The 12165-nt window shown below is 62.5% G+C and carries 11 protein-coding genes; 3 read left to right on the top strand and 8 right to left on the bottom strand.

All coding sequences use genetic code 11. The annotated features are described in order from the left end of the window. Positions 1-9: 9 nt before the first annotated feature. Together CAF63_RS07205 and CAF63_RS07200 are read right to left on the bottom strand one after the other, a co-directional pair. On the bottom strand, positions 10-855 hold the full coding sequence (locus CAF63_RS07205) for a sulfotransferase (RefSeq protein WP_085684338.1): 846 nt from the start codon (positions 853-855) through the stop codon (positions 10-12). A gap of 137 nt (positions 856-992) precedes the next feature. Then, positions 993-2588, bottom strand: a complete 1596-nt coding sequence (locus CAF63_RS07200) for a glycosyltransferase family 39 protein (protein ID WP_085684340.1) — start codon at positions 2586-2588, stop codon at positions 993-995. Between the two features lie 240 nt (positions 2589-2828). Between CAF63_RS07200 and CAF63_RS07195 the strand changes: the two genes are divergently transcribed. Together CAF63_RS07195 and CAF63_RS07190 are read left to right on the top strand one after the other, a co-directional pair. Then, a complete protein-coding gene (locus tag CAF63_RS07195; protein WP_085684342.1) occupies positions 2829-3416 on the top strand; it encodes a phage tail protein in 588 nt (195 codons plus the stop codon). 56 nt (positions 3417-3472) lie between these two features. Further along, complete coding sequence (locus CAF63_RS07190) at positions 3473-3784, top strand: hypothetical protein (RefSeq protein ID WP_085684344.1); 312 nt, start codon at positions 3473-3475, stop codon at positions 3782-3784. A gap of 9 nt (positions 3785-3793) precedes the next feature. On the opposite strand, the gene CAF63_RS07185 is transcribed toward CAF63_RS07190, so the two are convergent. The 4 genes from CAF63_RS07185 to CAF63_RS07170 are packed head-to-tail and all read right to left on the bottom strand — an operon-like array spanning position 3794 to position 8486. Then, positions 3794-4282, bottom strand: coding sequence for a GNAT family N-acetyltransferase (locus CAF63_RS07185; RefSeq protein ID WP_371807393.1), 489 nt, complete (start codon positions 4280-4282; stop codon positions 3794-3796). Between the two features lie 11 nt (positions 4283-4293). Beyond that, the gene (locus tag CAF63_RS07180; RefSeq protein ID WP_085684348.1) at positions 4294-6390 is read right to left on the bottom strand and encodes a biotin/lipoyl-binding protein; all 2097 of its coding nucleotides are present in this window, start codon (positions 6388-6390) and stop codon (positions 4294-4296) included. Then, entirely contained in the window at positions 6391-7710 is a 1320-nt protein-coding gene (locus tag CAF63_RS07175) for an efflux RND transporter periplasmic adaptor subunit (protein WP_085684350.1), read from the bottom strand. Next, positions 7707-8486: an efflux RND transporter periplasmic adaptor subunit gene (locus CAF63_RS07170; protein ID WP_085684352.1), complete on the bottom strand. Its 780-nt coding sequence runs from the start codon at positions 8484-8486 to the stop codon at positions 7707-7709. Before CAF63_RS07170 ends, CAF63_RS07175 begins: the two co-directional genes overlap by 4 nt. Positions 8487-8961: 475 nt before the next feature. On the opposite strand from CAF63_RS07170, the gene CAF63_RS07165 reads away from it, so the two are divergent. Then, positions 8962-9651, top strand: coding sequence for an NYN domain-containing protein (locus tag CAF63_RS07165; RefSeq protein WP_085684355.1), 690 nt, complete (start codon positions 8962-8964; stop codon positions 9649-9651). Here the strand turns inward: CAF63_RS07165 and CAF63_RS07160 are convergent. Together CAF63_RS07160 and CAF63_RS07155 are read right to left on the bottom strand one after the other, a co-directional pair. Further along, positions 9632-11092: an efflux transporter outer membrane subunit gene (locus tag CAF63_RS07160; RefSeq protein ID WP_085684357.1), complete on the bottom strand. Its 1461-nt coding sequence runs from the start codon at positions 11090-11092 to the stop codon at positions 9632-9634. The two genes, CAF63_RS07165 and CAF63_RS07160, sit on opposite strands and share 20 nt — an antisense overlap. Continuing rightward, entirely contained in the window at positions 11089-12159 is a 1071-nt protein-coding gene (locus CAF63_RS07155; RefSeq protein WP_085684359.1) for an HlyD family secretion protein, read from the bottom strand. The genes CAF63_RS07160 and CAF63_RS07155 overlap by 4 nt, the downstream gene beginning before the upstream one ends. Positions 12160-12165 lie beyond the last annotated feature (6 nt).

Here is a 12165-nt window from a genome sequence, read left to right as displayed (position 1 = left end):
ACGCCGCGATCAGCTGATCGCGGCGTCGGACTTCATACGAATGACATTGGCAGCGCTGGCTGAGCCATCGAGCCAGAAGGACAAATCGGCGTATTGCTTGAACAGGTCCGGCGGCAGAATCGTGCGCCGCGACTGCAGGGCGACCTTGGGCTTGACCTTATGCAGGCCGGCCACGCCCAGGGCCTGGTCGAACTCTGGCGCGTCATAGGCCAGGTGCTCGAAATCGTGCTCGAACCAGGGTTCGCCGATGAAATCGTAGACCAACCGCAGTACGCGCTCCGGGGCCTGGGTCAGCAGGTCGTAATCGACGATCAGCAGAGAATCGGCGTGCTCGCCGTAATAGGCTTCCTTGAGCGCCGCCCAGGCAAAACCCACCAGACGGTTGCGCTGAGCCAGGGTTTCGCAGCGGCTGTAGACGGTGTTGCGCTCGACCGCATCGCCGAACAGCTTGGTGTTTTCGAAAGGATTGGCGCGGTACAGCCGCTCGAGGCTGTCCATCACCCAGGCGACGTTGCGCACACAAGCGATGACCTTGGCTTGAGGGAACAGGTCGTTGATGGCCGGCAGTCGCGAGGACCACTGGCGGTTGGTGTCGAACACCACCGGTTTGTCGGACTTGTCGGCGTAGTAGGAATCGAACAGTCCGCGCAGCAGGCGACGGCGCATGTCGGTGTCGATCACCGCGCCGAATTCGCTGCCGGCACTGCATTGTTCAAGGACACCAGAGAACAGCGCGCCGACCGGACTGGTCATGCCGGCATGAAAGCGCGGGTTCTGCAGAAGGATCGCAGAAAGGAGGGTAGAACCTGAGCGCGGCAGGCCGGAGATAAAGTGGAACTGCTGCAATCCCTTCACCGTATTTGTAAGTCCTTTTGTCTGACGAGCGTAATCCAACAATACCCATTCGACTAGTAGTGTTTTGATATCAAAACAGAGCAAAACGGACTTAAAAATTTCACCTTTATCGCGAATAAACAGGTGAACCGTTTAAGTCATTTTTCTCCTGATCCATTGGGCGTCTGCAACGAAAAAAGTCGCGCTTTCGCCCCACCCGCCTGCACCTGATCACGCAGGTGCCAGGTCGCAGGCAAGGGCAGAAATGGATCGGGTAGATCCACGTCCAGATCACCGATCAACCAGACCCGGACACTGCCTGGCGGCAATTCGCTCAGCCGATCCAGGTAAACCTCATCGGACACCAGCGTGCCGAAGCCGTAGTGGTTCGGCCGTGTCGAGCGGCCCTCGGCGGTGGGCGGCGTAAAGAGCCGGACTTGAGCGTCAGTGCGGTTGTAATAGACGTAGCTGAGGTACCACAGCATGTCGCTGGTGACGATTCGGTCGCCGTTGGCGAAGTGGCGGTTGACGTAATCGACCATGACGTTGAACTGGTCGTTGCGGTCGACCGTGGCGTTGGTGTTCAACCCGATCATCTCGACCCCGACCAGCGCCAGCAGCACCGCCACCGCCAGCACGCGCACGCGGGTGTAGAGCCGGTCGATGGCCAGCGCCGCCAGCATCGGCAGCCCCAGCGCGTAGGCGGTCAGGTAACGCTCGATAAATACCGGTGTGACGAAGGACACGGCGAACACCAGCAACAACGGTACGCCGGTGTAGACCGCCAGCAGGACGCTGCCATGGTTAACGCTGCGATCCCGGGCGACGGCGACCCCCGCCAGCACCAGCAAGGCCAGTGGCACACCGCCGAATAAAAGCAGCGGAAGCTGCTCGCCCTCATCCTGGATCAGCCACAGCCAGATCATCGACGGCAGCGAAGACAGGGTCACCGGATCTTCCCAACCCACATCGCCGCCGGCCTTGAGCGCATCCATGTGTTGCAACAGGTCAATCAGGTTCGGCAGCCACGGCAGGTAGAGCACGACGATGGCCAGATTGGCCAGCCACCAGTCCTTGCGCTGGAGATGCTTCAGGCGATAACCCGGTAACAGACGGATCAGCCCCAGATACAGCCAATGGCTCAGCGCCGCCAGTACGGCGAAATAGTGGGTGTACAACGCAGCGGTCATCAGCAGCGCGTAGATCAGCAGATAGCGATGACGCTGCGGGCGCCTGATCCACTTGACCAGCACCAGCGTCGCGCCGATCAGCAGCAAACCAAGCAACGCGTACATGCGCACTTCCTGGCTGTAGCGCACCGCCGTCGGTAGCAGCGCCAGCAACACCCCGGCGATGATTGCGGCGCGGCGGGTGGCCAGCCGGTCGACCAGGCTCACGCCGAGCCCGACCGTGGCGATTCCGGCCAGCGCACTGAAACTGCGAACGGCCAGAATGCCGTCGCCGAACACGCCGATCCAGCCGTGCAGCAGCATGAAGTACAACGGCGGATGCACGTCGAACGCAGCGTGCGTCCAGATCCCGCCCAGCGAATAGCGCGCCAGCAGCAGGCTCGAGCCTTCATCGCCCCAGATCGCGGCAGCCGTCAGATCATAAAAACGCACCACCGTGGCCAGCAAAAGGATCGGTATCAGCCAATGCTCGCGCGCCCAGCGCAACAGGCGCCGGACACCGGCATCCGGTGCGGCGAACGGGTCCTGGGTATCCCCCAGCGGCGTCTCGCGAAGGACCTCCATCAACCTCCCCTCAGTTTTTTTGCGAACAAAATTGCGTCATCAACTGCGAACACTGTAGGCCAGCGCCGAAGTCGACGCGCGGCCGTGACGACGTCCGGCAAGTCCGTCGATCCGGGTCTACGCTACGGCTTGGCGTGACCTGCCCGCGCAAAAGGAAGGAGTCAGCACAACGTTTCGACCGGCCCGAAAACAAGGGCGAACGCGCGGCGCGCCGACCACACAACAGAAGGATGAGGAACCATGGAAGTCTTTATGGGTACGATTCAACCGTTCGCCTTCAACTTCGCCCCGAGTGGCTGGGCCTTGTGCAACGGGCAAATCCTGGGCATTTCGCAATACCAGGCGCTGTTCGCCTTGCTGGGCACCTACTACGGCGGCAATGGCACGACCAACTTTCAACTGCCCAACCTGCAAGGTCGCGTACCCGTCGCACAAGGCACCGGACTGGGCCTGACACCGCGCGTCATCGGTCAGGTGTACGGCACCGAAAACGTCACCGCCACCATCGCCAACATGCCCAACCACACCCACGCGATGACCGGCCTCACGGCCAACACGGCCTTGTCGCTGGCCGTACCCGCCAGCAATCCGGCGACCGTGCCGACCGCCACCAACTCGTACCTCGGCGCGTCCGGCGGTGGCCCTGGTTCGGCGAACATTTACTCCGACGCCCAAGGCGCCACCCCGGTGCCGCTCAAGGGTGTGACCACCACCGTCACCGGTGACATTTCCTCCACCGGAGGCAGCCAGCCACTGCCGATCCTGAACCCGGCCCTGGTCCTCAACTTCAGCGTTGCCCTGAACGGCCTGTTCCCGTCGCGCAACTGAGCCAACGCCGGGGGCTTCACGGCCCCCGGCCGTTCTTTTTTCACTGGAGTCAGACCATGCTGCAAGCGGTTCAGATTCACCATATCCAGCCGTTGCTCGGACAACAACGCACGTTGCACCTGCCCGATGGCACGGCATTGCCGATCCGGATCGAGCACCTTGATGAGGTCCCCGCGGCGAAAACCCGCTACAGCGAACGCATGCCTTTCTGCCTCGAATTCAACAGCCTGGTGCCGACCGGGTTCGTCGACGGTTTATGCGCGCTGGAGCTGCCGGAACTCGGCCGGGTGGAAGACATTTTCGTATCGCGGGTGCCGGCGATGGGGCGGGATCCGCAGTTGGGGTATTTCTGCATTTCCTTCAACTGAAATCCCGCCTCACTGCGGGTACCACACCAACCGCTCTGCCGCCGGATTGCGCTCTTCCACGGCAAACCCCAGCGCCAGGTAATGCTGGCGCGCATGGGGGTTGTTGGCCCAGACCACCGTCGCCACCGGGCAGCGCACTTGCTGCGCGGCTTTTTGCACGCCTTGCAGAACAGTTCGTCCGTAACCTTTGCCCCGCGCCTGGGGAATGAAGGCGAGGTACAACACGCGAATTTCATTAACCCCAAAATCGGTGCTGAGTGCGCCGATGGCCGTGCCGAGTTTTTCCACGATGTAGTGCATGGCATTCGGATGGTTTTCACCCATGCCCTGCTCCTGAACCTGAAACTGTTGGGCGACGATTTGCTGCACCTGTTCCTGCTCGCCGTCGATCCATTGCAGATCCGGCCGCGCCGATTGATACAGGCTTTGCAGAAAGGGTCCGTCAGTCGCCCGCGAAGGCCGCACCACCAATCCGTCCGCCGCCAGGTTATCCGTCATTTTCATGCTCCCTAGAAACCGCTTTCCCTGACCCCCAGCGCCGCCATCCGGCGCCAGGCCACGCCGAGCACCGATTCGCCGCTGCCCTGCAACACCACCACGCCGCGCAGCGGCTGCACCGGGGTCGGCGCCTGATCCAGCGTAGCCAAACGCACGCCGTATTGCGCCTGCACCGGCTCCGCCCGTTGCTGCTGATCGCGGCGCACGGCAATCGGCCCGTGGTGATCGGAGGTCAGCGCCTCCTGATCGACATAGGCCACACCGTTGGTGTCGATTTCATTGAGTTGCACCGCGATGGCGGCATGCATCGGGTCGTCTGCGATAAACCGTCCGGTGGCACCGGGCTTGACCCGCCACAGTTCAGCCTCGGCCAGGTAACCACGCAGTCGCGTGCCGTCCTCGACCACCCGCGCCAGCGCATCCTTGCTCGACAGCCAGCGGCCCGGCGTCAGGTTCGGCAGCAGGTCACGCACGGTGCCGGCGTGGGGCGCGCGTAACAGCAGACGTTCGCGCTGGGCGGTCAGGCCGCGATATTCCGCCACCGCTTCGGCGAGACGTTGCTCGACGATACCGGCGTCGGCAGCGGTTTCACTGCGACCGGCCTGACGACGCATCAGCAATTGCTGGATGCGGATTTCCCGGCGGACGATGGCTTGCCGCGAATCGAGGTCCGGCGATTCCAGTTCGATCAGCACATCGCCCTGAGCAACGGTCTGACCATCCGCCACCTTCACGGCTTTGACCCGCGCCGCCGTCGGTGCGTGCAGGGTACTGGCGCGACCGCCCTCAAGCATCGTCGGCAACTCGACCGAGCTGCGCCAGGGCACGATCAGCACCAGCAACAGGCCGAGTACCGCCAGGCTGCTGAGTAACACTCGGGGGCCGTGAGTCTGATCGCGGCGGCTCCACCACTGGCGCCACTCACTCATGATCGGCAGAAAGATGAACCACACCAGTTCCACCAGCATCAGGAAGGTCCCCAACACCTTGAAGAACAGGTGATAGACCGCCAGCGCGATCCCGAAAAACAGCGCAGCACGCCATAACCACGAGCCATACCCCCAGATCAGCAAACGCCGCTGCATCGTCGGCGACCAAGGCTCCGGCGCCGGCGCGCCATAGCCGAACAGAAATTCCCGTAGCCGCCAGCGACACAGGGCAAAGGCCCGGCCCTGCAGGTTGTCGACTTCCCAGAAGTCGCTGAGCAGAAAGTAGCCATCAAAACGCATGAACGGGTTGAGATTGACCACCAGCGTGGTGATCCACGTCGCGCTGGCAAGCATGAACGCCGCCGTGCGACCGGGCCCGTCCGGCAGGAACGACCAGACCAGCAGCGCGATGCTCGCCAGCAACAATTCCGCCAGCACCCCACCGGCACCGATCAACAGTCGCGCACGTCGGTCATTGACCCGCCAGGCATCGCTGACATCGGTGTAGAACATCGGCAGCAAGACCATGAACGCCACGCCCATGCTCTGCACCCGACACCCGGCGCGCTTGGCCATGAACGCATGACCGAACTCGTGACAGAGCTTGGCGAAGAACAGCGCGATGCCGAACGCGATCGCGCCGCCGAGGCTGAACAGGTGCGGAAAGGTGCCGACGAACCGCTGCCAGTCCCGCGACACCAGAAACACCCCGAGCGCCAGCGTCGCCGGCAGACCGTAGCGCAAAATCTTGGGACCGAAGCGTTCCAGCCACGGCCAGGCGCGATTGAGAAAAGCGTCCGGGCGCCACAATGGAATACGGAAGAACAGGTACTGATGCAGCAGGATTTTCCACAGGCTCTGGCGCTGCGCGAGGGCCTTGAGCTGATAACTGGCGCGTTGTTGCTCGTCGAGTGCGCTGATCAGGTCATGTCCGCGCAGGAACTCCAGCAGTTGCGCCAGCTCGTTGCCGTCCAGAGGTAAACCCGGTTCACGGTTGGCGGCGCGCAGCACTTGTTCGGGATCGCCCAGCGACCAGTGGCGCAACAGGCGCATGGCCGCCGCGCCAAGCTTGAAGTAGCGCCCGCGCACCGGGTCGGCCAACGTCCAGCGCGGCGAACCGTCCAATGCCGGCGCCGCGGGCGACAATTGCAGGTCGGCACGCAGGCTCGGCAGGGTCATTTACAGGCCTACGCTCTGACGCAGCCCGGCGAGCGGACGCCGCAGCAGGTACAGGGCCAGCGGCGCGCGGTCGCCGAATATTTTGGCGGTGCCACGCAGGCCGATACGCGGCGGGGCGGCGGCGAAATTGGCGTCCAGCCGGTAGGCCAATTGGCCGCCGGCGGTGGGCTGCGCCTCGTAGGCCGAACGTTCGAGGGTGGCGAGGTGGCGTTGCAGCGGATCGCTGTCGAGAAACAGCGCGACTTCGGCGCCCGGTTCCAGCGAGATCGCGTCGCCCACGGCCAGTTCGATTCGCAGTTCGGCCTGGCTCGGGTCGGCGATTTCCATCAGCCGTTCGCCGGTCTGCACCGGTTTGCCGGTCCAGCGCTCGGCATCGGCGAACACTGCAATGCCGTCGCGCTCGGCGCGCACTTCGCTGCGGTTGAGCAGTTCGCGGGCGTAGTCGCGTTCGGCGCGTTTCTGTTCGGCACGGGCGGCCAGCAGATCGACTCGGGAGCTGGATTCGGCATCGACGAACGAGCGCTGGGAATTGGCTTTGAGTTCCGCTTCGGCAACCCCGAGCGCACGCTCGGCAACATCGGCCTGAGCCTTCAACGTCGTGTTTTCAAAACGCAGCAGCAGGTCGCCGGTTTTCACGCTCTGGTTGGGTTTGACCAGAAACTCGGCGATCACCCCGTCCAGCGGAGCGGCGACAACGCGCCCGCCCTGAGGCACCACTTCGGCGGGTGCCAGCACCGACTGGCGCACCGGGATCAACAAACCGAGCAGCAACACCGCGACCAGCGCCACCTGGCGTTTGCGGGTCCAGCGCAGCCGCCATGGCTTGCGCGGCTGCAACGCCAGCCAGGCGTGGCTGTAGGTGTCGCCCAGTTGCGACAGCAGCACTTGTTCGGAAGGATTCCACGGCAGATCACGGGCCAGCCACAAACCGCCGAACACCTGACCCTGACGGTCGATCAACGGCAGCCAGAACACTTGCATGGCCGACAGACTGCGCCAGTCGGCCAAGATCGATTCGCCAACCATTTCCGGCGTGATCACCCGCGCCTGTTTCAACACATCCTGCTTGAACAGTTGCGCCACGGCCTGCTCGACGAACGCCACGAACGGCGCATTCGGCTCCACCGCGCTGACCCCGGTCACCGCCTGCACTTTACCGGCGACCAGCAAAGCCGCATGGCGAAAACCGAACAGCGACTGGCCGTCATTGACCAGGCTGTAGGCCAGTTGAGAAATGTCATGAGCGGCGCGGGTCTGCCGTTCAAGATCGAGAAACCGCGCGAACACCTGCTCGGCGCCGCCGCTCACCGGGGCGTTCACTTAAGCTCCGGAAAATGCGCGGTGCCGCTCATGCCGGCGAGCAAGCCTTTGGCTTCGGGGAGTGTTGCTACCAACAACAGCGTCTGGCTGCCTTCATCGATCCGCGCACCGAGGCGTTTGACCGTGGCGTCGATGGCCTGACCGGTTTCATCGGGCACGAAGCTGAACGATTGACCGGGCTTGAGCCTGGCCATCCAGCGTGACGGCACCAGCAGATGGATTTCCAGGGTGCGGTTGTCGACCACATCGAGCAGCGGCGCACCGGCCGGCACGCTTTCATAACGCTGTACCTTGCGCTCCACCACTTGCCCATCGAACGGCGCGACCACGCTGCAGCGTTTGACCTGAACTTGGTAAACCTGAGATTGCGCCTGGGTTTCGCTGACCTTGGCCTCGGCCCGGGCCACTTCGAAACGCCCGACGGAATTGAGCGCCGCCAGTTGCCGGTTGTGCGCCAGCTCTTCACCGGCGCCACGGCTGGCGGCTTGCGCGGCATTCAATTGGGCCTGATAGGCCGAACAGTCGAACTTCGCCAGGGTATCGCCCTTCTTGAACGACTCGCCCTCGCTGAACGGCAACTCAACGATTCGCCCCGACAACTCACTGGCCAGCGTCGCCTGATCCCGCGCCCGCAAAACCCCGCGCGCTTCACTGCTGGCCGACGCATTCGCCGCCCCGCCGTTATCCAGCAGCGGATCGTCTGGCGCGGGCGTTTGAGCCTGAACTGCACACGTTACAAAGGTCAATCCGACAACCCAACCACGAAAACGCCGCATAACCGTTACTCCCTGACGGATGCTCGGAGTCTACGACAGCGGCGATTAGCGTCAAGCGAAAGGCCATCACACCTTGGAAATGTAATGTTTCACAAATAGCCGATTTTTCGTTTTTACGGTTGAGTTGTTGCAGAGGCGTAGGCTGATTGTTTCTTCCTACAAATGCTTAGGAAATAACCTCCACTCCAAAAGAAAAATCATGACAAACAGCAGGCTTTGCCTCCGAGCGGGCAACAATTGCTCATACAGAAGCTTTGGAAAACCTTGACCCCTGACGAGACGAGACAACAAATCTGATGAGCCGGCGCTGAAGATAAAACAGCTGGGTGAGGGAATGATAAAACGACGGTTGACCCGCATGACGCACTCAATCTAGGATTGCCTTACTCAACCCCGTACGTAGCGATTCAGTTCGCTGGCAGTTGGGGTGAAGAAACCGGCTTAGGCCGGTTTTTTCGTTTCTGAGGATCGATTTGTGCGAACTGCTTTCTTTGTAGATGGCTACAACATGTTCTATGGGCTTCTGGCAGGTACACCCTACAAGTGGCTCAATCTCAGAGGCTTGTTGATTCATGTGGCCCACATAGAAAATCCAAAAAGCTCCGTCATCTCGATCGACTATTTCACCTCCCCCATCAAACCTGAACTGGCAACTCGCGGCCGCGTTTCCAAGGAAGCCCAGGACACCTACATCAGGGCCTTGAGATCAACCAATGTCTCAGTGCACTTTGGCCGCCATCACCTTGAGCCGGCCAAGGCTCCCAGGTTTATCGATAGAAACACTGGCGCTTCACGCCAGGACAAAGTCGACATCTGGAAGCTCGAAGAAAAGGAAACTGACGTTCACATCGCAATCAGCATGTATCGCACAGCATGTCGTCAGTCGCTGCTCGACCCCGATGAGCGTCTCGACCAGATAGTGCTGGTCTCCAGCGACACCGACATGACCCCCGCGTTACGAGCTATACGCTCAGACTTTCCCGGAGTAGTAGTGGGTGTCGTACTTCCCCATAGAGCCGGGCTCAATCGCCCCTCTCCTGGCTCGATGAAAGATCACTCGCATTGGATACGACGTGTCATCACCGCTGAAGAATTGCTGATGCACCAATTTCCCCACCGAGTCCCCACTCATAAGAAGCCAGCGATCAAACCGGATTACTGGTAGCCAGAACTCCCACCGGATACACCGACTCCCATCCCCCGCCCAACGCCCGGTATAGCCCGACCATCGCCAGTGAAACGCCGGTGGAGCTTTCCACCCATTGTTCCTGGGTGGCGAGCAGTGCGCCTTGCACGGTGAGGACGTTGACGAAGTCGACCACGCCTTCGACGTATTGCTGTTGCGCGGTACGCAGGGCGATCTGGTTCTGGCGCACGGCTTCGGCGAGGCTGTCACGGCGGCGCTGGCTGGCGTTATAGGCGGTCAACTGGTCGTCGATTTCATGCCAGGCGCGCAGGACGGTCTGTTGATAACCGATCGCCGCTTCCTGTTGCTGGGCTTCGCGCAGTTGCAGCACGCCGCGCAGGCGGCCGCCATCGAACAGCGGCAGGCTGAATTGCGGGCCGATGCCGAAGGCGCGAGAGCCCCAGGAGCCGAAATCACTGAGCTGCATGGCTTGCGAGCCGAGATTGCCGGACAGGGTAATGCGCGGATAGAAATCGCCCTTGGCCACGCCGATATTGGCGGTGGCGGCATGTAACCGGGCTTCGGCCTGGCGAATGTCCGGGCGGCGCTCGGCCAGTTGCGACGGCAGGCCGATGGCGACGGTCAGCGGCGACTGCGGCACTGGGGCATCTGTGGATAACACTTTGGACAGAGCCTGCGGCGGCTCGCCCATCAACAGGCTGATGGCGTTGATCAGTTGCGCCTGACGCTGCTCCAGCGCCGGCAGCCGCGACTCGATGGCCGCCACTTGTGCGGCCGCTTCGGCGACGTCGAGATCGGTGGCCACGCCGTCGTTGAGGCGCAGTTGCGAGAGTTTCAGGCTGTGCCGCGCCACATCGAGATTCTGCTCGGTGACCGCGCGGGTGTTTTGCACGCCGCGCAACTGGATGTAGTTCTGCGCGGTGTCCGCGAGCACCGCCAGCAGCACACCGCGACGGTCGTTTTCCGCGACTTCGAGATTGGCATCGGCGGCTTCGGTTTCCCGGCGCACACGGCCCCAGAAGTCCAGCTCCCAAGAGGCGGAGAAACCAGCGTCCCACAGGTTGAACGCGGAATCGCCGTTGTGCCCGGACGGGTCGTTCAGGCCTTCGCCGCTGTTGCGTTTGCGGGCGTAGCTGCCGGTGGCGGCGGTCGTTGGATAACGGTCGGCGGTGATCACCTGACGTGCGGCGCGGCTTTGTTGCAGGCGGCTGCTGGCCAGTTGCAGGTCAAGGTTGCTGCGCAAGGCGCGCTGGGTCAGGGCCGACAGTTGCGCGTCGTGAAAGACTTCCCACCAGCGCTCGTTCAGGGGTTCGCTGACGGCCTGGCTGGGGGCGGATTTGCCGGGTTTGGCCCAGTCGGCAATTTGTGTGGCTTCGGGCTTCTGAAAGTCCGGGCCGACGGTGCAGGCCGCCAACGCCGAGAGACTCAGAGCAATGGTTATGGACTGAACGCGCTTCATCGCTGCGTCACCTCACGCATCGATGTCGCCGAGCTTTTGGTATCAATGCTCGCCTCCACCGACATCCCCACTCGCAAGCGTTCGGTCAGCGGCTGGCCAGGCTCGAGCAGGATTTTTACCGGAATCCGCTGCACGACTTTGGTGAAGTTGCCGGTGGCGTTGTCCGGTTTGACCGCCGCGAAAGTCACGCCGGTAGCCGGGGCGATGCTCTCGACACGACCGGTGAGGGCTTCACCGCCGAGGCTGTCGACCCGCACGACCACGTCCTGCCCCGGCTGCACGTCAGTGAGCTGGGTTTCCTGAAAGTTGGCGACCACATAAGCCTGCTTCAACGGCACCACCGCCAGCAGTTTGCTGCCCGGCGTCACATAGGCGCCGACCCGCACGGCGCGCTCGCCGATCATGCCGTCCTGAGGCGCAGTGATACGCGTGTAGGACAGCTCGAAACTGGCGATTTCCAGCGCAGCCTGAGCGTGTTTCAAACTGCCTTCGGCGGCATCGCGCTGCGCCGTCAGAATCTCGACCTGCTTACGTTCCGCCGCCAGTTTCGCCGTGGCCGTGTCCAGACGCGCAGAAGCCTGATCGATCCGGGTGCGCGCCTGTTGCGCGTTCTGCACGGTGCCGGCACCGACGCCGGCGAGGTGGTTGTAGCGGTTCAATTCCTGCTGGGCGAAAGCCATTTCAGCCTTGGCCGACACCACCGACGCCTGCGCCTGAGCGATCACCGAGGTCTGGCGCTCCAGCGTGGCCTTGGCGTTCTGCAGTTGAGCACGGGCGACAAGGGTTTGCGCATCGGCGGCTTCTGCAGCAGCGCGCAGGTCGCGGTCATCGATCAGGGCCAGCAACTGCCCGGCCTTGACTTGTTGGTTGTCCTCTACCAACACCTCTTTGATGAACCCGGCCACACGCGGCACCACCAGGGTGAAGTCGGCGGAGACGAACGCGTCGTTGGTGTTCTGCTGGGTGCGCTTGCCAAACAGGCCGGGCAACGCCAAATACACCAGCACACCGACCGCCAGCGCAGCGGCCACAGCCACCGCGATTTTTTGCTTTGCTTGAGTCGTCATAAGAAC

Origin of the sequence: Pseudomonas sp. B20(2017), assembly GCF_002113125.1 — a bacterium.
GTDB lineage: Bacteria > Pseudomonadota > Gammaproteobacteria > Pseudomonadales > Pseudomonadaceae > Aquipseudomonas.
The sequence above is the reverse complement of the archived record's forward strand: the minus strand, read 5'-3'. Positions and strand labels throughout refer to the sequence as shown.

Bases quoted from the DNA above. Each gene is read 5' to 3' on its own strand.
- CAF63_RS07200 (WP_085684340.1), bottom strand. From the start codon at position 2,588: ATGGAGGTCCTTCGCGAGACGCCGCTGGGGGATACCCAGGACCCGTTC.
- CAF63_RS07195 (WP_085684342.1), top strand. From the start codon at position 2,829: ATGGAAGTCTTTATGGGTACGATTCAACCGTTCGCCTTCAACTTCGCC.
- CAF63_RS07190 (WP_085684344.1), top strand. From the start codon at position 3,473: ATGCTGCAAGCGGTTCAGATTCACCATATCCAGCCGTTGCTCGGACAA.
- CAF63_RS07185 (WP_371807393.1), bottom strand. From the start codon at position 4,282: ATGACGGATAACCTGGCGGCGGACGGATTGGTGGTGCGGCCTTCGCGG.
- CAF63_RS07180 (WP_085684348.1), bottom strand. From the start codon at position 6,390: ATGACCCTGCCGAGCCTGCGTGCCGACCTGCAATTGTCGCCCGCGGCG.
- CAF63_RS07170 (WP_085684352.1), bottom strand. From the start codon at position 8,486: ATGCGGCGTTTTCGTGGTTGGGTTGTCGGATTGACCTTTGTAACGTGT.
- CAF63_RS07160 (WP_085684357.1), bottom strand. From the start codon at position 11,092: ATGAAGCGCGTTCAGTCCATAACCATTGCTCTGAGTCTCTCGGCGTTG.
- CAF63_RS07155 (WP_085684359.1), bottom strand. From the start codon at position 12,159: ATGACGACTCAAGCAAAGCAAAAAATCGCGGTGGCTGTGGCCGCTGCG.